Raw genomic sequence first — 20,061 nt, forward strand, 5'->3', positions numbered from 1 at the left:
TTGCGATTGGACAATTGCAGGGGCATTGACGATGGCGAAGGGGTCGCGGCTGATAGTCAACGCGGCACCCAATGCACGACCATAATTCCGGAGCTTTGATCATGAGCGATTTCCGCGCCTTGTCCGAAACCACGATGGCAAGTCCGCAAATCACACCTGCTGACGTGCAGGAAGCCTGCGATCAAGGCGTTACCTTGATCATAAATAACCGCCCTGACGGCGAGGAAGCTTCCCAGCCTGAAGGTTCCGCGATCGAGGATGCGGCGCGCGCTGCCGGCTTGGACTATGTCGCGATTCCTGTAACTTCGGCCGGTTTTAGCGAGCCTCAGGTCGCGGCAATGCGCGCGGCGCTGGACGGGGCCGCGGGCAAGGTTCTTGCCTATTGCCGGTCAGGCACCCGCTCGACATTGCTATGGTCGCTGGCACAGTCGAGCGCAGGTGTTGATCCGGAAGCGATCTCCGCCGCAGCGGCCAACGCCGGCTATGATGTCAGCCCGATTCGTCCCGCGATGGATATGTTCGCGGCCCGGTCCAAGGGCTGACTATTTGCGATAGTCGAGCGGAGGGTCGCGATCGCCCAGTAGCGAGCGATAGACATAGTCCTCGCCTCGCGATGCATCGAATTCGGCCCTGGCAGCCGAGCGCAGGTCCGGTCGCGAATAGAGTTCGATCGCCATCAGGGTAAGGGCTTTCGCCGCTACCTGTGCGCCCTTGGCGCCGATTGAATGGCCACTTGCGGCAACTGCCTGCCAGCTATGGGCGCTTGTTCCCGGCACCCAGGTCGCCGTTCGCACCCCGACAGTCGGTGTGGCCCACGAAACGTCCCCGACATCCGTCGATCCGTAGCCGAGCGACTTGCCATACGGCTGGATTGCCTCGGCCGAATCAAGCGGCTTGGCCCCTTCGCCCAGAGATTTGCTGATCTGGGCAGCCCATTCGCGCTCCTCCGGTGTGTAGGTCACCCCGCCGACTTGGCGCAGCTTTGCATCCATCACCTTGGCCAGCGTCTCGTTGACCAGCAGGGGATTGTTGCCGTGAATGATTTCCCATTCGACTTCGGTACCAGTCCCGATCGCGGCACCCCGGGCCGTATCCTCGAGCCGGTTCCATAGCGTGCGGACCTCGTCAGCATCGGAATGCCGGACATAGTAAAAGGACTCGGCAAAATCGGGGATTACATTGGGCGCCGCGCCGCCCTTGGTCACGACATAGTGGATGCGCGTATCCATGCTCGTATGCTCGCGCATCATATTGACCATCATGTTCATGGCCTCGACCCCGTCGAGCGCGGACCTGCCCCGTTCGGGAGCGCCGGCGGCGTGGGCTGAAATTCCCTTGAACCGGAATTTGGCCGAACGATTGGCAAGGCTGGTACGGGCCGCTGCGCTGTTACGATCAGCCGCATGCCAGTGCAGCGCAACATCGACATCATCGAACAGGCCGGCCCGGGCCATGTAGACTTTGCCCGAACCGCCCTCTTCCGCCGGCGTGCCATAGAGCCGGATGCGGCCCGGCGTCCCGGTCGCTTCAAGCCAGTTCTTGATCGCGATGGCAGCCGTCAGCGAACCAGCTGCGAACAGGTTGTGCCCGCATGCATGCCCAGCCGGCTTGTCATCCATGATCTCCCGTGTGGCGGAGGTTGACTGGCTGATCCCCGGCAGGGCGTCATATTCCGCCAAGACTCCGATAACCGGCCCGCCCTGCCCCCATTCGGCAACAAAAGCTGTCGGGATTCCAGCGACCCCTTCGGTAATGGTAAATCCTTCGCTGCGCAGCTCGCTCTGCAACAGGTTGGTCGAGCGCAATTCGAGATATCCGAGCTCGGCCCAATCCCACAATTGTTTGGCAACTCGTGTGGTGCGCTCTTCTTGTGCATCGACCGCCGCAATCGGATCTTCAGGCGCGGCCCATGCTGGAGGAGTGACAGCCATGGCCATCGTTGCCAAAAGCGCAAAGCGTTTCATTTCCAATCTCCCTGTTGCCCTGCTTGTGCCAAGCGCAGGCGCAAATGGGAAGTGGCCCTCGACACAGCATGCCGCACATGCCAACCGCGCCGCATGGATCCTGTGCAACTTGGCGGCTCCCTGATTGCCATTCTCTTGTTGGCGGGCCTGACGGCGTGGCTCAAGCTGGGCGCATCCCCGCGCCTGCACGACGAATCGGACGCGCGACGTGCTGCGGACCAGGTTGTAAGCGGGTTCGAGGCAGAGGAATTCGCGATCGATCGCGACGGAGAAGGGGCGATACTGCGCGGACCGAACGGGCAGATCATGGTCCTGAGGCCCCATGGCAGCCACTTTGCCGGCCGGGTCCTGACCCCAGAGGCAAGAGCGCAATTGTCTGGCGGGCAGCTGCATATTCACACCGGGGAGCGCCGCTTTGGCGACGTTTTCCTGACGCTGGAAGACGGACCATATTGGGTTGCAGCAATCAACGGGCTAGAGACACCCCGCGATGCCTGACTTCTCGCCCACCCAATACGCCGTTCCGGCCTTTGTTGTGCTGGTACTGATCGAGATGGTCTGGGCCTGGCGCAGCCGTCCCGAAGCCTATGAGCCAAAGGACACCCTGGTGAGCCTTTCCTTCGGGCTCGGCAGCACCATTGCAGGCGCGTTGTCTGGCGGTTTCGCGGTGTTTGTTTTCATGACCGCCTATGACTATCGCCTGCTGGATTTCGGCCCCGAATGGTGGGCCGTGTGGTGGGCATGGCCGCTTTGCTTCGTGCTCGATGACCTCAAATATTACTGGGTTCACCGCGCCGGGCATCGCATCCGCTGGATGTGGGCGTCCCATGTGAATCACCATTCCAGCCAGCATTACAATCTCTCGACCGCGCTGCGGCAGAGTTGGACCGGCAGCTTTACTTTCGGCCTGCTCTTCGCACTGCCACTAGTCTTCCTCGGCTTCCATCCCGGCATGATTGCCATCGTTGGCGGCTTCAACCTGATCTACCAATTCTGGATCCATACCGAGGCGATTGACCGGATGCCGCGCTGGTTCGAAGCGGTGTTGAATACGCCGAGCCACCACCGGGTCCATCATGCCACCAACCCGCGCTATCTCGACCGGAACTATGCCGGCGTTTTCATTATCTGGGACAAGATGTTCGGCACGTTCGAGCCCGAAACGAACGAAGAAGACATCCGCTACGGCATTGTCAAACAGCTCGGCAGTTTCAACCTGCTATGGGCCGTGCTGCATGAATGGATCGGCATGGTTCAGGATATCTGGCGCGCGCCATGGCGGCACAAGCTGGGCTATCTGCTGCGCGAACCCGGCTGGACGCATGATGGCAGTCGCGACACGTCCGACATGATTCGCGAACGCTGGCAAGATCGGGAATCCGGCAAAGACAGGACTACGGACCAAAAGGCGATTGCAGCGAGCCACGAGCCTGCGTAACCCTCCTCGATCAGAGGAGAGCTTGATGAACCAGTATGACTATATCGTAATCGGTGGCGGCAGTGCGGGCAGCGCAGTGGCCGGCCGGCTTGCGGTAGACGGGACCCGCCAGGTCTGCCTGCTGGAGGCTGGCGGCCGCAACAACAATATGCTGGTCAAGACCCCCGGCTTCATGCCGTTCCTGCTGAAGAATACGAACTACCGCTTCGACACCGTGCCGCAAAAGGGCCTGAACGGTCGCATCGGATACCAGCCCCGCGGCAAGGGGCTGGGCGGATCGTCTGCGATAAACGCCATGGTCTACATCCGCGGGCACAAATGGGATTTCGACAATTGGGCCGAGATGGGCTGTGATGGCTGGGCCTACGAAGATGTCCTGCCCTATTTCAAGAAGGCAGAAGCCAATGTGCGCGGCGCCGACGATTTTCACGGCGCTGGCGGGCCGCTCTTTGTGTCCGATCAGAAATGGCCCAACCCCACCAGCACCGACTTTGTCGAGGCCGCCACCCAGTTGCAGCTGCCGCACAATACCGACTTCAATGGGGCGAAGCAGGAAGGGTTCGGCCTGTACCAGGTAACCCAACGCGAAGGCGAGCGCTGGTCCGCCTCGCGCGCCTATGTCGAGCCGATCCGCAATGAAGCCAATATCGACATCCGTACCAAGACGCTGGTCGAGCGCCTGATCATCGACGACGGGAAAGTGACCGGCGTGGCAATCCGGACCGGCGGATTTGGTAGCAAACGCCAGGTCCTGACTGCACGCAAGGGCGTGATTCTCTCTGCCGGTGCTTTCAATTCCCCCCAGATCATGATGCTGTCCGGGATCGGGCCGGCTGACCACCTGAAAGAACACGGTATCGCTGTGAAGGTGGACAAGCCTGCAGTGGGCAGCGAGTTGCAGGACCATATCGATTATGTCTCCGGCTGGGAGACGCAGAGCAAGGTTCCGATCGGCGATTCCATCGAAGGGTCGGCACGCATGGCCAAGGCGATCCTCGAGCACCGGCGCAAGCGGACCGGGATCATGACCACACCCTATGCCGAAGCTGGCGGTTTCTGGAAGGTCATGCCCGATGCCCCTGCTCCCGATGTGCAATGGCATTTTGTGCCTGCCGTGCTGGAGGATCATGGCCGCGAAAAAGTGAAGGGTCACGGCTTCTCGCTCCATGCCTGCGTGCTGCGGCCCGAAAGCCGTGGCACCGTGCGGCTCAATTCGGGTGATGCGAAAGACGCACCCCGGATCGACCCGAACTTCCTCGACGATGATCGCGATATCGCCACCTTGCGTGAGGGGATCCGCCTGTCACACCGGATTGCCGATGCGCCCGCGCTGGCGGAATACGGTCCTACCGACCGCCATCCGATCGACCTCAATGATGATGCTCAGCTCGACGAGCTGATCCGCGACCGCGCGGATACAGTCTATCACCCCGTCGGCACCTGCCGGATGGGGGCCGACGATGGTGCTGTAGTAGATACGAGGCTGAAAGCGCGCGGGGTCGAGGGGCTCTGGATCGCCGATGCCTCTGTGATGCCCAAGATTGTCTCGGGCAACACCAATGCTCCGAGTATCATGATCGGCGAACGCTGCGCCGATTTCATCCTCGCCGCCGAGTAACGACCAATAAGACGAAAAAAGGGGCCGGAGCGCTATGCTCCGGCCCTTTGAAGGTGTTGTTCGCAGGAGGAACAAAGATTGGCGGACCGGGAACGGGAGAGGATGCTCCCGGCCCGCCAATTCGGGTGTTAGTTGTAGGCACGCTCTCCGTGTTCGGAGATATCGAGCCCGTCGACTTCGGTCTCTTCGGAGACGCGCAGGCCGATCAGTGCTTTGACAATGAAGGCAGCGATCAGGGTGCCAAGGCCGGCCCAGGCGATCGTGACCAAGACACCGTATGTCTGGATGCCGAGCTGTTCGACCACACCGGTCGAACCATCGCCAGGTCCGCCGAGAAACGGCTGGTAGACAATCGCGGTGCCGATCGCGCCAACAATGCCGCCCACGCCGTGGATGCCGAAAGCATCGAGCGAGTCATCATAGCCGAACTTCGCCTTGACCTTGGTGACGGCGAAGTAGCAGACGGCCGAGGACGCAATACCGAGCAGGATGGCGCCGAACGGACCACTATTGCCTGCGGCAGGGGTCACCGCGACGAGGCCGGCGATGACGCCTGAGCAGAAGCCGAGGGCCGAGCCCTTGTGGCCCGCGAGACGCTCCAGCACCATCCAGGCCAGAGCGCCGGCAGCCGTTGCGACGAAGGTGTTGATCATGGCGAGACCGGCAAAGCCGTCAGCCTCGAGAGCGGAACCGGCGTTGAAACCGAACCAGCCAACCCACAGCAGGCCAGTGCCTACCATCGTCATCGTGAGGGAGTGCGGCGGCATCGGTTCGGCGGGATAGCCGCGACGCTTCCCGAGGAGGTAAGCGAGGACAAGGCCCGATACACCGGCATTGATGTGCACCACAGTTCCGCCAGCGAAATCGAGGGCGCCGTCTTCAAACAACAGGCCGCCACCGGCCCACACCATGTGTGCGATCGGGAAATAGACAATCGTCAGCCAGATCGGCACGAACGCCATGACTGCGCTGAACTTCATACGCTCTGCGGTGGCGCCCAGGATCAGCGCCGCAGTAATCGCGGCGAAGGTCATCTGGAAGCTGACGAAGACATACTCGCTGATCACTTCGTCAGTGAAGGTCGCCGCTGTCGTGCTGGCATCCATGCCAGAGAGGAAATAGCTACCACCACTGATGAAGAGGCCCAGCGTGCCTTCATAGCTGGTCGAACCGAAAGCCAGGCTGAAGCCCCACATGACCCACACGATCATCGCCAACGCGGCGGTCGCACCGATCTGGGTCATGGTGGAGAGCATGTTCTTGGAGCGGGTTAGGCCGCCATAGAACAACGCCAGTCCCGGAAGGATCATGAGCAGGACGAGAACGGTTGCGGTCATCATCCAGGCATTGTTGCCGGGATTGGGCACGGCTGCGGCCGCTTCGGCAGCCTCCTGTGCGAAGGCAGCGGTGGAGGCGAGGCCGGTAACGGCCAGCGCGCCTGCGCTGCGAAGTAGAGTGCGGATCATCTGGATTTCCCCTGATTTCGATGTCGCCGGCATCACAATGCTGTCTCACCGGTCTCGCCGGTGCGGATGCGGGTTGCGCTCGCAAGATCGAGCACGAAAATCTTGCCGTCGCCGATTGCTTCGGTTCCTGCGGTTGTCTGGATGGTTTCGACCACTTGCGCTGCCAGGTCATCGCTGGCGGCAATTTCCAACTTCACCTTGGGTAGCATGTTGGTCGAGTATTCGGCTCCGCGGTAAATCTCGGTCTGGCCTTTCTGTCGGCCGAAGCCTTTGACTTCGGACACAGTCATACCGGCGACGCCGATCCCGCCGAGTGCCTCACGCACTTCGTCGAGCTTGAATGGTTTGATCACGGCGATGATGAATTTCATCATTCCCCCCTTGTGCAATGCCGGGACCATCCCGGTGTTCGCATGTGCAGCAAGAGGTGTGCCAATCGGCAAAAGGGCAGGAATCAGCCGATCCCAAGGCCGGAGAGCCGATCCAATATGCTTAAAAATTCATCAGTGATTACAAATTGGGCAGTCGCACTGTGGCCCAGACGGGCAGATGGTCCGATGCCCGCGATGCAAGCGCGCTGTGATGAACGCCGTGATTGAGCAGCTTCCAGTGCGGCGAGAAAACGAGCCGGTCGAGCCTGGCAATCGGCCGACCACTCGGAAAACTCGGCCCTGGCGACAAGGCCAGCCAGTTCTCGTCAAACTGTCGCATGGCTCCGCTGCGCGCAGACCATTGATTGAAATCGCCCAGCATGATCTCCGGCATATCGGGATGTGCACGGTGGAGATGATCGAGGATGGCGCGAATCTGATCCGACCTGCGAACACCGCTAAGATCGAGATGGGCACCGACCACGCGGAAGGCCCCTGAACCATTGCCGATATCTGCGCAGGCTGCCCCGCGCGGTTCCAGCATCGGCAAATCGAGGGCCTCGCTGTCGAGAACATTCATCTCGCGGCGCACGAGCAGAGCATTGCCGTGCCATCCGATTGATCGCGGACGCTTGGCGACCGGAACCACTTTCCACGGCGTATCGTCCAGCGCTGCCCGCTGCAGGACGCTTGCCCGCTGACCGAACCGCATATCCGCTTCCTGCAAGGCGATGACATCAGCATCGATTTCGCGCAGGACATTCAGGATGCGCGCAGGGTCACGCTTCCGATCCGTACCGACCGCCTTGTGAATATTGTAGCTGGCGACCGTGATTTGCACGGTTAGTCAGGACGCGTCCCGGGAGCACCTTCGATATAGCGATCGGTTGGCCGCGTTGGCAGACCGTCTATGCTCTGAGTTCTGCCTTTGGTCTTTTCCATCCACGCCTCAGGATCCAGTTTGGAATGGGCCTTCAGCAAGGTCGTGCGTTCCGCGTCAAGCGACATCAGCGGCACACCCCAGCCGCAACTGCTCTGGACAGCTTCGATATCGATCACGAAGATTTGTCGTGTGCCGGGCAAGAGGGTGAATTGGCTCGCCACTTCGTCCCACTCGGCATCTTGCGGCAGCACCGGGCGCCCCTTGCCATAGATCCGCAGGATCAGCGCCGGCTGCTCGAAATTGCAGAACATGATCGTGATCCGGCCATCAGCCGCCAGGTGGGCGTGAGTCTCGTTACCCGATCCACCCAGATCCAGATACGCCACCTGTTTGGGGCCGAGGACGCGAAAAGCATCATAGCCTTTCGGACTGAGATTGATCCGCGCATCCGGCGCCGCTGTCGCAACAAAGAAGACCGGTTGCTTCGCGATCATTCCGATATGGGCATCGCCCAGTTCTTCGAAGAATTCTGCCATGCTGGCGACGCTAGAGCCGCATCGGCTGCTTGTCACCGTTCCTTTGTGGCAGAGAAGGTCAGGTCCGGGTTCTTTTCCTGCTGGTAATTCACATCCCACGGGCTCTTGGCCATGAACACCAGATCGCCGTCGCGGTCCTTTGCCAGGTTCGCCCGGTTGAAGCCCTCGAATTCATCGAGCGCCTTTTGCTCGCCGGTCACCCAGCGCGCGGTGGCGAACGGCGCCGCTTCAAGACCAGCCTCGACCTTATACTCTGCCGACAAGCGCGAAACGAGCACTTCGAGCTGCAATTGCCCGACCACGCCGACAATGTGCTGCGCGCCCAGTTCCGGGTAGAACACCTGAATCACGCCCTCCTCAGAAAGGTCGTCCAACGCCTTGCGCAATTGCTTGGTCTTGGTCGGGTCCTTCAATTGCACCCGGCGCAAAATTTCTGGAGCGAAATTGGGTAGGCCGGTGAAGCGCACCTCGTTCTTCTCGCTCAGCGTATCGCCCACCCGCAGCGTACCGTGGTTAGGGATGCCGATAATATCGCCCGCCTCCGCAGTGTCGGCAATCTCCCGATCCTGCGCGAAAAACAGGATTGGCGAATGGACGGCAATGGGTTTGCCCAATCCACTCGGCGTCAGCTTCATGCCGCGTTTGAACGTGCCCGAGACCTGCCGCATGAAGGCAATCCGGTCGCGGTGGTTCGGGTCCATATTGGCCTGCACCTTGAAGATGAAGCCGGTCACCTCGTCCCGCTCCGGGCTGATTTGTTCGTCTCCGGCAGGCTGCGGGCGCGGCGGCGGCGCGTATTTGGCAATCGCTTCGATCAATTCTGTCACGCCGAAATTCTTGAGTGCCGACCCGAAATAAACCGGCGTCAGGTCGCCATTGCGATACGCGTCGAGATCGAATTCGGGATAGCCGACCTGCGCCAGCTCCGCCTCTTCAGCAAATTCCTCAGGCAGCTCGGGGCTTGCGTCCCGCTGGCCCTGGAATTCCTTGCTCGGCCCTTCCGGGCGCGCGACCGACCCGCTGGCGTAGTCGAGAATACCCTCGAACTGACCGCCCATCCCGATCGGAAACATTTGCGGACTGACATCGAGCGCGAGCATGTCGGCAATTTCGTCCAGCAACACAAACACAGGCCGTCCTTCGCGGTCCACCTTGTTGACGAAAGTGATGATCGGCACGCTTCGCAGACGACACACCTCGAACAATTTGCGCGTCTGTGGCTCGATACCCTTGGCCGCATCGATCACCATGATGGCCGAATCGACCGCCGTCAGCGTGCGATAAGTGTCTTCCGAAAAGTCTTCGTGGCCCGGCGTATCGAGCAGGTTGAAGGTCACGCCGTTACGCTCGAACGTCATCACCGAGCTGGTGACCGAGATTCCGCGTTGCTGCTCGATCTTCATCCAGTCCGAGCGCGCCCGCCGCGCCTGCCCCCTTGCCTTGACCTCTCCAGCCAAATGGATCGCGCCGCCTTGCAGCAGCAACTTCTCGGTCAGCGTGGTCTTACCCGCATCGGGGTGCGAGATGATCGCGAAAGTACGGCGATTGGACATGGCGTTTCGGCGCGCGGGTCAGCCGCGCAATTCCGCTCCCAGCTTGGCGACAGCGGCAACGACCGCGTCTGAAATCGCCTTCAGTTCTGCATCCTTGTAGCTTTGGTCCTGCGGCTGCAGCATGACTTCGATTGCGATCGATTTCTTGCCTTCTGGAACGCCTTGGCCTGCGAAAACGTCGAAGACGCGGGCGTCCACCACGTTCTTCTTGTCTGCACCCCTGGTCGCGCGAACCAGATCGGCAGCAGCAAGATCATCGGGAACCAGGAATGCGAAGTCGCGAGTCACGGCCTGCAACGCCGGCGGCGCGTAAGAGGAACGGGCGAAGCTCGCGTTCTTCTTCGCCGGAATCTCGTCGAGGTGAATGCCCAACGCAGCGACCGGCACATCGACGTCGATTGCCTTGAGCGTTGAAGGATGCAGCATGCCGAAGCTGGCGATGCGCTTCTTCGGCCCCAGCCGTAGCGTCGCTGACTGGCCAGGGTGATAGACATCGCCTGCTTCGCCCATAACCATCAGATTGCCAACCGGCGCACCGGCAGCCTCCAATAGGCTGAGACAAAGGGCTTTGGCATCAAACGCATCGAAGTGTGCAGGCTTGCCACCGTCCCAGCTTCGCGCATGCTTTTCTCCAGCCAGCAAGCACACCAGCGTGGGATGCTCGCCGCTTTCGAGATAGCGCCGCCCGATCTCGAACAAGCGGACCGATGATGCCCCGCGGTCGAGATTGCGTTGCACGGCGGACAACAGGCCCGGCAGCAGCGAAGGCCGCATGACCTTCATGTCTTCGCTGATCGGATTTTCGAGCGACCAGCGCCCGCCGCCGACAAGAGCGGCCTGCTCTTCGGAGATGAACGACCAGGTGATCGCTTCGTTGAGGCCGCTAGCGGCTGCAGCGCGGCGCAGCTTTCGCTCCATCGCCTGCTGCGGCGTCGCCGTTGGCTGGGCGACGCCATCTGGACGCGGCAGCGGCACGCTTGCGACCTTGTCGAGCCCGTGGATGCGCACGATCTCTTCGACCAGGTCAGCCGTACCTTCGATATCGTGGCGACGCAATGGAACGGTGACGTTCCAGTTCTCGTCCACGACGAAGCCCAGCCCGATCAGGATGGCGCGTTGCTCTGGAACGCCAACCTCGACTCCGCCGAGCTTGGCTACCAGCGCGGGATCGAAGGTAAGCGTCATCGCGTCAGTCGGCGCCGTACCTGCCCGCACCGTTTCGCTTGGTTCACCGCCAGCCAATTCGACAATCAGCCCGGTCAATAGATCAAGGCCCGCATCGAGGAATTCCGGATCAACGCCCCGTTCGAAGCGCGTGCGGGCATCCGAGGCCAGGCCCAGTTTGCGGCCCGTTACCCCGATCCGCTCGGGGTCGAAATAGGCGATCTCGAGAAGGACATCGGTCGTACTATCGGTCACGCCGGAATCTTCGCCACCCATGATCCCGGCAATGTCGTGCACCCCGCTATCATCGGCGATCACGGTCATGCTCGAATCGAGTGCGTACGTCTTCTCGTTGAGCGCCAGCACTCGCTCGCCATCTTGCGCCCGGCGCGCCACGACGGCACCGGTCAGCTTGGCCAGATCATAGGCGTGGGCCGGCCGGCCATAGGCGAGCATCAGATAGTTGGTGAGGTCGACCAGCAGCGAGATCGGGCGTTGCCCGGCGCTGGTCAGGCGCTGCTGCAGCCAATCGGGTGATGGCCCGTTGGTGACCCCTTTGATCACCCGGCCATAAAATGCCGGACAACCGTCAGCATCGTCAGTCCGGATTTCCACCGGGCACGCGCCGCTTGCAGCAAAGTCAGGCGTCGCAATCGGCTTCAACGTGCCCAGACCTGCCGCCGCCAAGTCACGGGCAATCCCGTAGACGCCCATGCAATCGGGCCGGTTCGGCGTAATCGCAACATCGAGGACCGGCGAAGAGCCGGAATAATCGGCAAAGCTGTGGCCCACGGTTGCATCCTCGGGCAGTTCGATAATGCCGTCATGCTCGTCGCCCAGCTCCAGCTCGCGCACGGAGCACATCATGCCGTTGCTCTCGACACCGCGAATGGCGCTCTTGCGCAATTGCATCCCATTTGACGGAACTGTCGCACCCGGCAAACCGAGGACACCTTTCATACCGGCTCGCGCGTTGGGCGCGCCGCAAACGACTTGCAGCGGATCGCCTTCGCCCGTGTCGACGGACAGAACCTGGAGCTTGTCGGCATCGGGATGCTTTTCAGCGGCCAGCACTTTTGCCACCCGGAATCCCGCCAGGCGTTCTGCCGGATCTTCGATGCCCTCGACCTCGTGACCGATACGGTTCAACGCCTCGGCGATTTCGGCGAGACTAGCGTCGGTCTCGAGGTGATCCTTGAGCCATGTGATCGAGAACTTCATGCGCTCGCTCCTACACCGCCCGACAAGGTGGGCTGATCGAAGGCCGAGAAACCGTAATGCGACAGCCAGCGCTGGTCGCCATCGAAGAAGGCGCGCAGATCATTCATGCCGTATTTCAGCATGGCCAGGCGATCGACACCTACGCCGAACGCGAATCCCTGCCACCGGTCTGGATCGAGCCCGGCCATCTCGATGACACGGCGATTGACCATACCGCTGCCAAGCAACTCCATCCATTGATGGCCATCATCATCGCCCGAGCCACCGACAACCCGGCGCCCGCTTTCCTGCCGGTAGCCGACATCGACTTCCACGCTCGGTTCGGTGAACGGAAAGTAGGACGGGCGCAGCCGCAAGACGATATCATCACGTTCGAAATAGGCCTTGAGGAACGTCTCGAGAGTCCATTTGAGATGGCCAAGATGGATGTCGCGATCGACCACCAGACCTTCAATCTGATGGAACATCGGCGTGTGCGTCGCATCGCTGTCACTACGATAGACACGGCCGGGTGCAATAATCCGGATCGGCGCCCCCTCGGCCTTCATGGCACGAATCTGGACCGGCGAAGTGTGGGTGCGCAACAACATGCGGTTGCCATCACCGTCCCGGTCGGGGAAATAGAAAGTGTCATGCATGGCGCGGGCCGGATGCGTTTCGGCCATGTTGAGCGCGGTGAAATTGTGCCATTCGTCCTCGACTTCCGGGCCGGTGGCGACGGCAAATCCGAGATCAGCAAAAATCTCGGCCAGCTCATCCATCACCTGGCTCACCGGATGGATCGAGCCCGCCGGAGTTTGCGGGCCGGGCAAGGTCAGATCGAGTGTCTGCGTGGCGAGTTCGGCTTCGAGCGCGGCATTGTCGAATGCTTCTTTGCGAGCCGTGATCGCGTCTGCTGCTGCAGTCCGTGCCCCCTGAATCTTGGGCCCTTCAGTCTGGCGTTCCTCCGGCGTCATCTTGCCCAAAGTCTTGAGCAATGCCGAGATCGAGCCCTGCTTGCCGAGATACTCGACCCGCAATGCTTCCAGCGCATCTGCGTCGGCTGCCGCCGCAATCCGCTCCAGCGCGGTGTTCTTCAGTTCGTCAATCGTGCTCATGATCAATCCTGCCCGGCCCGGACATCATCTATGCTGTGTGGTGAGGCCTCTAGCGGGGAGTGAGGCGCATCCCAAGCCCCAATCGCGCCCCAATCGCGCCTTATGCATCGGCCGGCCGGTGAAGCGCCTGCATCGCCTCGCCCGCCGCTTCCATCCTGCCGCGCATGGCCGCCATCAGGATGGGGTGCTCCAGCCTGGAATAGGCTGATGGGCTCATTTTCATGAAGCGATGGAAGTCACGTACGAAATGAGCCTGATCGTGATAGCCATGGTCGAGGCTCGATATCCAGCTGAGCGAAGGGTCAAGCATATAGCGTGACAGGCTGCGCAAGAACCGCTGCCGCCGCAAGAGCAGCTTGGGCGGGAAGCCAAAGACGCGCTTGCACAGCCGCTCCAGCGTGCGGGGTGTCATCGCGGTATGATCGGCAAATTCGCTGACCGACGTCACTTCGGGGTCGACTAGGGCCGCATTCACTTTGCTGATGCGGTCTTCACCCGCAACCGGGCGGTCAAGCAAGCGGCCGAGCCTTCGCTGGAGCATTTCGGCCTCGGCATGAATGTCGCCATCTGCGCGGAACAGGCCATCTCCTACTGCTGCAATCTCCGCCAGCTTCGGATCATTGGTCGCATCGCAAAACCTGTCACGGTGATCCGATGCATTGGCGGAGCAGAATTTGGTCCATCCCAACGGCAGCAAGCCCACACCCCAGAATCTTCCCTGCCGCGCCCGGAACCGTGTGCACATGCTGGTGGGACCTGTCATCACGACTTCAGGGACTGAACAAAGCGGGGAATCGCCGATGCCGGCTTCAAGTGGGGTCTGGTTGCGGAACCGCAGATTGGCCCACTCAGGATGCAGCCAATCTTCCAGATAACCGTCGCGCACCGAGCCGATTTGCATGTGGTAGAGTGTCGTCACAAACGGGGCAAGCTGTGGTCCGGGCATCACAAACCGGATCGTCACAGCGGGCGCATCAAACGCGATGTTTTGCATGGTGCAACCTCCCCGTTGCAAAAAACAGTCGTGTTTTCACAGTATTGACGGCCCAACCCCTTTCTACCTGACAGGTAGCATCAATCAATGGATTAAGTCGGCATGATGGCAGCGCGCTAGCTGAAGCTGTGCCAAGAGGTTGCCCCAGCAGGGCGTTGATCCCCTAGCCGTCGGGGCCTTCGAGTGTTTGGGTGGCAGCGCCTTTGAGCTCCGATCGCTGCCGGATCAACGCGTCCAGAATAGGCGTATCGAGCGCGGCATAGTCCCGCGGGGACATCCCCATAAAGGAATGGAATTCTCGCACGAAATGGGCCTGGTCATGGTAGCTGCCATCGATCACCTCACTCCATTTCCGGTCGGTCGAAAGCATGTAATCCATCAGGCTCCGCATCAGCCTCTGGCGGCGCAGGAGCACGGCTGGCGGAAAGCCGAAATGCTTGTTGCAGAGCCGTTCGAGAGTTCGCTTCGACAAGTCCAGCTTCGCGGCGAACTCGGCAACATTGACGGTTGCGTGATCTACCAGTGCACGGTGCGCCTGCACGATGCGATCGGTATCTCGATGCGGCCGATGCAAGCTTCTGAGATGCTGCACGATCAGGCGGTATTCCTGCTCGTCATCGGCGCCATCGCGGAAAAGCATGTCCGCAAGCGGTGCAAACCTCGACCATGCCGGATGAGCCGCGGCATCCACGACTGTGTTCGCAATATCCGATGCATCGACTTGCATCAGCCGGGCCCAGCCCAGCGGTAGCAGGCCAATTCCCCACAGCCTGCCACCATGAGTGTGGTATTGCGTCGGAGCGGTGGTGGGGCCTGCCGCCATTGCCCGGGTGCCCTCGATGACGCTGCCATCGGGCCCTGTGACATCGACTGGCGGATTGGCGAAGAACCGGATGCTGGCCCATTCGGGCTGCATATGGTCGGCAATAGCCTGGTCGCCATGCACGGTCACATCGATCCGGGTGATAGCCGTCAAACATCCCGAAAAATCGTCCGGAATGGCGAAAAAGCGTTGGTCGATTGAAATCGAACCCTGCGGCAGCGACCGTCCCCTTGTGCGTGCCGTTTTCCGGCCCTGTCACCTGAGTAAGTCAGAAACGTCGGATAACGCAATCGATTTGCGGCATTTCAGAGCATACCACATGCTATGCCTGAGGTGGCGCACTGTCTTCAGGGGCATCGCGCGATGGAGCTGGCTTACCCCATGATTGTTGCCGGTTTCCCATGAATGCGTCCATGATCGGATGCGGTTGCTCCGCATATTCGGTCGGGCTCATGCCCATGAAGTAGTGAAACTCGCGCACAAAATGCGGCTGGTCATGGTAATGGCGATCGATTGCCTCGCTCCAGCTGGAGTTCCCTTCGTTCATGAAGGCTGCCAGGCTGCGGATCAGGCGCTGACGCCGCAACACCACGTTGGGTGTGAAGCCGAACCATTTCAGGCACAAACGCTCAAGAGTGCGCGTGCTCACTCCGGCACGTTCTGCGAAGTCGGGTATCTGGAGAAGGTAGGGATCCACCATTGCTTCCTGCGCCGCCCTGATGCGGTGTTCTTCGCGTGGCATTGCTGCATTTTTTAGCAGATAGTCTGAAATGGCCTTGAATTCCTGATCATCGCCCGGCCCTGCATTGTCCAACGCAGTCAATAAGCCGCTCAATCGGGAATAGGCCGGGTGGGTTGAACCATCGAGGCAGGTATCGGCCAAGGCGGAAGCAGGCTCCCCGACATAGGTCGCCCAGCCCAGAGGGAGCAGACCCATTCCCCACACTCTGGTCGCACCGATCGAGAAGGGAACCGGACGGCTAGACGGACCGGTGGCCTGGAAACGGCATCCGTCCAGTGGCGGCCCATCTGCTGTATCGACGACCGGAGGATTGCTACGGAAGAAGCGCAGATTGCCCCATTCAGGAAGCAGCAAATCGCTGACCGTCTGGCCCTCCGGCAAGTCAACTTCCAATCGGTAGATCGTGCTCAGGCAATCCGCCAACGCGGCTGGCGGATCAAAGAACCTCAAGTCTAGGGAAGGACATGCGCTCATATGCAATCGAAGATTCCCTCGCGAAACGACTCCGGGCCGAGCCCGCTATAGCAGAAAGGCGCCGCAGCCGATGCTACGACGCCTTTCTGGTCGATTCGAAAGTGCAACCGGTTACGCCGGAAGCGCGGCTTTTGCCTGACCGATAATGGCCTTGAATGCCGCCTCTTCGTTCATGGCGAGGTCGGCCATGACTTTCCGGTCAAGCTCGATTCCCGCCAGCTTCACGCCGTGCATGAACTGCGAATAGGTCAGGCCTTCGGCGCGAACCGCTGCGTTGATGCGCTGGATCCACAGGGCGCGGAAGCTGCGCTTCTTAACCTTGCGGTCGCGATAGGCGTACTGGCCAGCCTTTTCGACGGCCTGGCGCGCAATGCGAATGGTGTTCTTGCGACGACCGCGATAGCCCTTGGCTTGATCGAGTAGGCGCTTGTGTTTCTGGCGTGTGGTCACGCCGCGTTTGATGCGAGGCATATCTTAAACTCCGTAAAACCGTGCGTGCTCAGCTGAGCCCGTAAGGGGCCCACTTTTTCACCGTCTTCGCATCCGGATCGGCTGCTACTGTGGTGCCGCGGTTCTGGCGGATATACTTGGCATTGTGGCTGATCAGTCGGTGACGCTTACCAGCGACGCCGTGCTTGACCTTGCCGGTTGCGGTGATCTTGAAGCGTTTCTTCACACCGCTCTTGGTCTTCAGCTTGGGCATTTTCATCTCCTGTTCGGATATCGGTTCGGAGACACGTCCAACCAGCCCTGGCAGCCCTAACGGCCAGACCGGAAGATGAATCACGTGTCAGTGAAGTGCGCGCGTCTAGCGGTATGGCGGGAAAATGCAAGCGCTGTGTCGCCTGCCGAACTGGCTATTGCAGTGCGTCGACAACATCTTCCAGCCGCGCCGCATCGCCCAGCGCAATTACGTGACCACCCGACCCTGCATGAAGCGGATCACCATTCCAGTCTGACATCACGCCGCCGGCCCCTTCGACGACCGGTACCAGGGCTGCGAAATCATGCAGTTTGAGGCCCGCCTCAACCACCATATCGAGATGGCCGCTGGCGAGCATCGCATAGTTGTAGCAGTCTCCGCCCATCACCATGCGTTGGTGATCGGTCGCTCCGGCCAAATTCATGAAGCGCTGGCCATCCTCCGGGCTGAAATAATGCGGACCGGTGGTCGCGAGTGTGGCATCTTGCATTTCCTTGCACACCCGAGTGCTGACAGGCGTGCCGTTCAAAGTCGTGCCCTGACCGGTTACGCCGATCCAGCGCTCGCCCAGAATCGGTTGGTCAATTACGCCCAGAACCGGGAAACCGCGATCAACCAAGGCAATCAGCGTGCCAAAGATCGGTCTTCCGGCCAGAAAACCCGTGGTGCCATCGATCGGATCAAGCACCCACTGACGGCCCGTTTCGCCCTCTTCCTCGCCAAATTCCTCGCCGATCACGCCATCGCGGGCCGCCTCCGCCTTGAGAATACGGCGCATCTCTTCCTCAGCGGCACGATCCGCGATCGTAACCGGAGAAGCATCGGATTTCCGTTCGGCCGTTACAGTACGGTAATGCGGGCGGATGGCATCACGCGCAGCGTCGGCGAGGCGATTGGCAATGGCAATCTGGTCAGTCAGGTTCATCCTGTGCCGATGGGCGGGGTCGCGACAATGGTCAAGAGCGCACGCCCACTCTGATAAAAAGGGATGCGGGCACAACATGTTAAGCATACTTGCCAGCTCGCAGCAGGTGACGTTAGGCAATTGAATGGGGTCGCGCCCGGGGGCACACAACGTCACGACTATGCCGTCACAGGCCGAATATCCGGTTTTCGTACCACGAACTGGCGCCACGCCGGATGGCGTTCCGCTGTCGGTCAACCGCGCCCCTGCGGCCGACCTGGAACCGTGGATTTCCCGGGTTATGGTCGCCATTGCCGATGCCCCCACGGACGTCGCTTCGATCGGATATCTTTGCAACGATGCTGGCTATATCCGGACCGCTATTGATGCGCATTGGACCACCTATACCGCAGAAGGCGCGTTGCACTGGCGTAACCAGTCATTCCTGTGTGGCCAGCACTCGGTCGCAATGAAACTGACCAGCCGCGGGCCGATCAAGGTCTCCGGCATCATGCTGAAGCCCGGAGCCATGCGGGTGCTTTGGGGCATCAATGACGGCGCATTGCTCGACAAGATTCGCCCGTTGGGTACGACTGGCACCGATGATCATGCGCTAACCGGGCTATACGAGAATGGCATCACGCCCGAGGAATGGCTGGAACGGATCGAGGACTGGCTACGTTCCGAAATTGCCGCGCGCGGAGCGCCGAAGCCCGAGCGGATTGCGCAGCAATTGGAGGCGGCAGCTTTCGCTGATCCCAATATGTCCCCTGGCGATTTCTGCGAGCGGGAAGGCATCGCGCCGCGACGCATGCAGCGCATCTGCAAGCGCGATTTCGGCCTTTCTCCCAAACAGGTTCTGCGCCGCGCCCGCACGCTGGATCTCGCCGCCCGTATGTGCGGTGTCGCAGACAAGGACGAGGAGCAGGAATTCCTGCTCCGCTATTTTGACCAGTCCCACCAGATCCGCGATTTTACCGCGCTGTTTGGCCGTAGCCCCCAGCAATTCATGAACAATCGCCAGCCCTTGCTGACGCTAAGCCTCGAGATCCGTCAGGCGCGGCGTCTCGAGCTGCTAAACCGGATCGCACCGGACGCCATTCGCCCGTGGATGCGCGAGCCATTCAGACCCCTGGCGGCGTAATCGCAGCCTAGTCGAAGAGCGAGCTGACCGAGCTTTCATCGGCGATGCGGCGCACGGCTTCACCGATCAGCGGCGCAATCGTAAGATACCGAATACGGTCCGAATCCGAAGCTGCATCCGTGGCGCCGATCGTGTCGGTAATCACCAGCTCTGTCAGCGCCGAACTATCGACGCGGGACACGGCAGCGCCGGAAAGCACTCCATGTGTGATGTAAGCTGCCACCGACTTGGCGCCCTGGTCGAGCAAAGCCTGTGCCGCGTTGCACAGCGTCCCGCCCGAATCGATAATGTCGTCAATCAGAATGCAATGCCGCCCCTTCACATCGCCGATGATGTTCATGACTTCGCTTTCGCCAGGGCGGTCGCGGCGTTTGTCGACGATTGCCAACGGCGCATTGTCGAGCCGCTTGGCCAAGGCCCGCGCACGCACCACGCCGCCAACGTCGGGCGACACAACCATCAGGTCCTGGTCGCCATAGCGCGCCTGAATATCCGCCGCCATTACTGGCGCTGCATAAAGGTTGTCCGTGGGTATATCGAAAAAGCCCTGGATCTGGCCCGCATGCAGATCGACCGAGAGGACACGATCAGCACCCGCCTCGGTAATCAGGTTGGCAACCAGCTTGGCCGAGATCGGGGTCCGCGGGCCTGGCTTCCGGTCTTGCCGTGCATAACCGAAATAGGGCACGACAGCAGTGATCCGGCGGGCCGAAGCGCGGCGCAGCGCATCGATCCCGATCAGCAGCTCCATCAAATTGTCATTGGCCGGAAAGCTGGTCGACTGAACCAGAAACACATCCTCACCGCGCACATTCTCATGGATCTCGACGAAGATTTCTTCATCTGCGAACCGGCGCACGCTGGCATCGGTCAGCGGAATTTCGAGATAGGCGGCAATCGCCCGGGCGAGCGGCAAATTGGAATTGCCGGCCATGATTTTCATGAAAGCTGTCCCCAGTCATACAA

20 protein-coding genes are annotated in these 20,061 nt (G+C 60.7%); 5 read left to right on the top strand and 15 right to left on the bottom strand.

All coding sequences use genetic code 11. The annotated features are described in order from the left end of the window. Window positions 1-101 precede the first annotated feature (101 nt). Window positions 102-542, top strand: coding sequence for a protein tyrosine phosphatase family protein (locus ABD653_RS08535; RefSeq protein WP_160778290.1), 441 nt, complete (start codon window positions 102-104; stop codon window positions 540-542). Here the strand turns inward: ABD653_RS08535 and ABD653_RS08540 are convergent, their stop codons facing one another. Then, window positions 543-1,964, bottom strand: coding sequence for an amidohydrolase (locus ABD653_RS08540; protein ID WP_160778291.1), 1,422 nt, complete (start codon window positions 1,962-1,964; stop codon window positions 543-545). Between the two features lie 93 nt (window positions 1,965-2,057). On the opposite strand from ABD653_RS08540, the gene ABD653_RS08545 reads away from it, so the two are divergent. The 3 genes from ABD653_RS08545 to ABD653_RS08555 are packed head-to-tail and all read left to right on the top strand — an operon-like array spanning window position 2,058 to window position 5,020. Next, entirely contained in the window at window positions 2,058-2,462 is a 405-nt protein-coding gene (locus ABD653_RS08545; protein WP_160778292.1) for a hypothetical protein, read from the top strand. Further along, window positions 2,455-3,402 (top strand): sterol desaturase family protein, encoded by a 948-nt coding sequence (locus ABD653_RS08550; RefSeq protein ID WP_160778293.1) that lies wholly within the window; start codon window positions 2,455-2,457, stop codon window positions 3,400-3,402. Before ABD653_RS08545 ends, ABD653_RS08550 begins: the two co-directional genes overlap by 8 nt. A gap of 25 nt (window positions 3,403-3,427) precedes the next feature. Then, window positions 3,428-5,020 carry a GMC family oxidoreductase gene (locus tag ABD653_RS08555; RefSeq protein ID WP_160778294.1) on the top strand — a complete coding sequence of 531 codons (1,593 nt, stop codon included), beginning with the start codon at window positions 3,428-3,430 and terminating at the stop codon, window positions 5,018-5,020. 128 nt (window positions 5,021-5,148) lie between these two features. Here the strand turns inward: ABD653_RS08555 and ABD653_RS08560 are convergent, their stop codons facing one another. The 13 genes from ABD653_RS08560 to hisN all read right to left on the bottom strand — a co-directional run bounded on the left by ABD653_RS08560 (window position 5,149) and on the right by hisN (window position 17,972). Beyond that, window positions 5,149-6,486 (bottom strand): ammonium transporter, encoded by a 1,338-nt coding sequence (locus ABD653_RS08560; protein ID WP_160778295.1) that lies wholly within the window; start codon window positions 6,484-6,486, stop codon window positions 5,149-5,151. 32 nt (window positions 6,487-6,518) lie between these two features. Next, window positions 6,519-6,857 carry a P-II family nitrogen regulator gene (locus ABD653_RS08565; protein ID WP_160778296.1) on the bottom strand — a complete coding sequence of 113 codons (339 nt, stop codon included), beginning with the start codon at window positions 6,855-6,857 and terminating at the stop codon, window positions 6,519-6,521. Window positions 6,858-6,996: 139 nt separating this feature from the next. Continuing rightward, complete coding sequence (locus tag ABD653_RS08570) at window positions 6,997-7,698, bottom strand: endonuclease/exonuclease/phosphatase family protein (protein WP_160778297.1); 702 nt, start codon at window positions 7,696-7,698, stop codon at window positions 6,997-6,999. 2 nt (window positions 7,699-7,700) lie between these two features. After that, window positions 7,701-8,276 carry a pyridoxamine 5'-phosphate oxidase family protein gene (locus ABD653_RS08575; RefSeq protein ID WP_160778298.1) on the bottom strand — a complete coding sequence of 192 codons (576 nt, stop codon included), beginning with the start codon at window positions 8,274-8,276 and terminating at the stop codon, window positions 7,701-7,703. Window positions 8,277-8,308: 32 nt separating this feature from the next. After that, window positions 8,309-9,829, bottom strand: a complete 1,521-nt coding sequence (locus tag ABD653_RS08580) for a peptide chain release factor 3 (protein ID WP_160778299.1) — start codon at window positions 9,827-9,829, stop codon at window positions 8,309-8,311. Between the two features lie 18 nt (window positions 9,830-9,847). Continuing rightward, complete coding sequence (gene pheT, locus ABD653_RS08585) at window positions 9,848-12,214, bottom strand: phenylalanine--tRNA ligase subunit beta (protein WP_160778300.1); 2,367 nt, start codon at window positions 12,212-12,214, stop codon at window positions 9,848-9,850. Next, window positions 12,211-13,311: a phenylalanine--tRNA ligase subunit alpha gene (gene pheS / locus ABD653_RS08590; RefSeq protein ID WP_160778301.1), complete on the bottom strand. Its 1,101-nt coding sequence runs from the start codon at window positions 13,309-13,311 to the stop codon at window positions 12,211-12,213. The genes pheT and pheS overlap by 4 nt, the downstream gene beginning before the upstream one ends. Before the next feature lie 100 nt (window positions 13,312-13,411). Continuing rightward, window positions 13,412-14,305 carry a helix-turn-helix domain-containing protein gene (locus tag ABD653_RS08595; RefSeq protein ID WP_160778302.1) on the bottom strand — a complete coding sequence of 298 codons (894 nt, stop codon included), beginning with the start codon at window positions 14,303-14,305 and terminating at the stop codon, window positions 13,412-13,414. Window positions 14,306-14,468: 163 nt separating this feature from the next. Further along, entirely contained in the window at window positions 14,469-15,281 is an 813-nt protein-coding gene (locus ABD653_RS08600) for a helix-turn-helix domain-containing protein (protein ID WP_160778303.1), read from the bottom strand. Window positions 15,282-15,450: 169 nt separating this feature from the next. Further along, window positions 15,451-16,320, bottom strand: a complete 870-nt coding sequence (locus ABD653_RS08605) for a helix-turn-helix domain-containing protein (RefSeq protein ID WP_344705325.1) — start codon at window positions 16,318-16,320, stop codon at window positions 15,451-15,453. 135 nt (window positions 16,321-16,455) lie between these two features. Next, window positions 16,456-16,815: a 50S ribosomal protein L20 gene (gene rplT, locus ABD653_RS08610; protein ID WP_160778305.1), complete on the bottom strand. Its 360-nt coding sequence runs from the start codon at window positions 16,813-16,815 to the stop codon at window positions 16,456-16,458. 28 nt (window positions 16,816-16,843) lie between these two features. Beyond that, window positions 16,844-17,047 (bottom strand): 50S ribosomal protein L35, encoded by a 204-nt coding sequence (gene rpmI, locus ABD653_RS08615; RefSeq protein ID WP_160778306.1) that lies wholly within the window; start codon window positions 17,045-17,047, stop codon window positions 16,844-16,846. Window positions 17,048-17,201: 154 nt separating this feature from the next. Next, window positions 17,202-17,972 (bottom strand): histidinol-phosphatase, encoded by a 771-nt coding sequence (gene hisN, locus ABD653_RS08620; RefSeq protein WP_160778307.1) that lies wholly within the window; start codon window positions 17,970-17,972, stop codon window positions 17,202-17,204. 124 nt (window positions 17,973-18,096) lie between these two features. Here hisN and ABD653_RS08625 point away from each other — a divergent pair, with 124 nt between their 5' ends. Beyond that, window positions 18,097-19,095, top strand: a complete 999-nt coding sequence (locus tag ABD653_RS08625; RefSeq protein WP_160778308.1) for a helix-turn-helix domain-containing protein — start codon at window positions 18,097-18,099, stop codon at window positions 19,093-19,095. Between the two features lie 7 nt (window positions 19,096-19,102). On the opposite strand, the gene ABD653_RS08630 is transcribed toward ABD653_RS08625, so the two are convergent. After that, window positions 19,103-20,038: a ribose-phosphate pyrophosphokinase gene (locus ABD653_RS08630; RefSeq protein ID WP_160778309.1), complete on the bottom strand. Its 936-nt coding sequence runs from the start codon at window positions 20,036-20,038 to the stop codon at window positions 19,103-19,105. Window positions 20,039-20,061 lie beyond the last annotated feature (23 nt).

The organism is Parerythrobacter jejuensis (assembly GCF_039536765.1).
GTDB classification, from domain to species: Bacteria; Pseudomonadota; Alphaproteobacteria; order Sphingomonadales; family Sphingomonadaceae; genus Parerythrobacter; species Parerythrobacter jejuensis.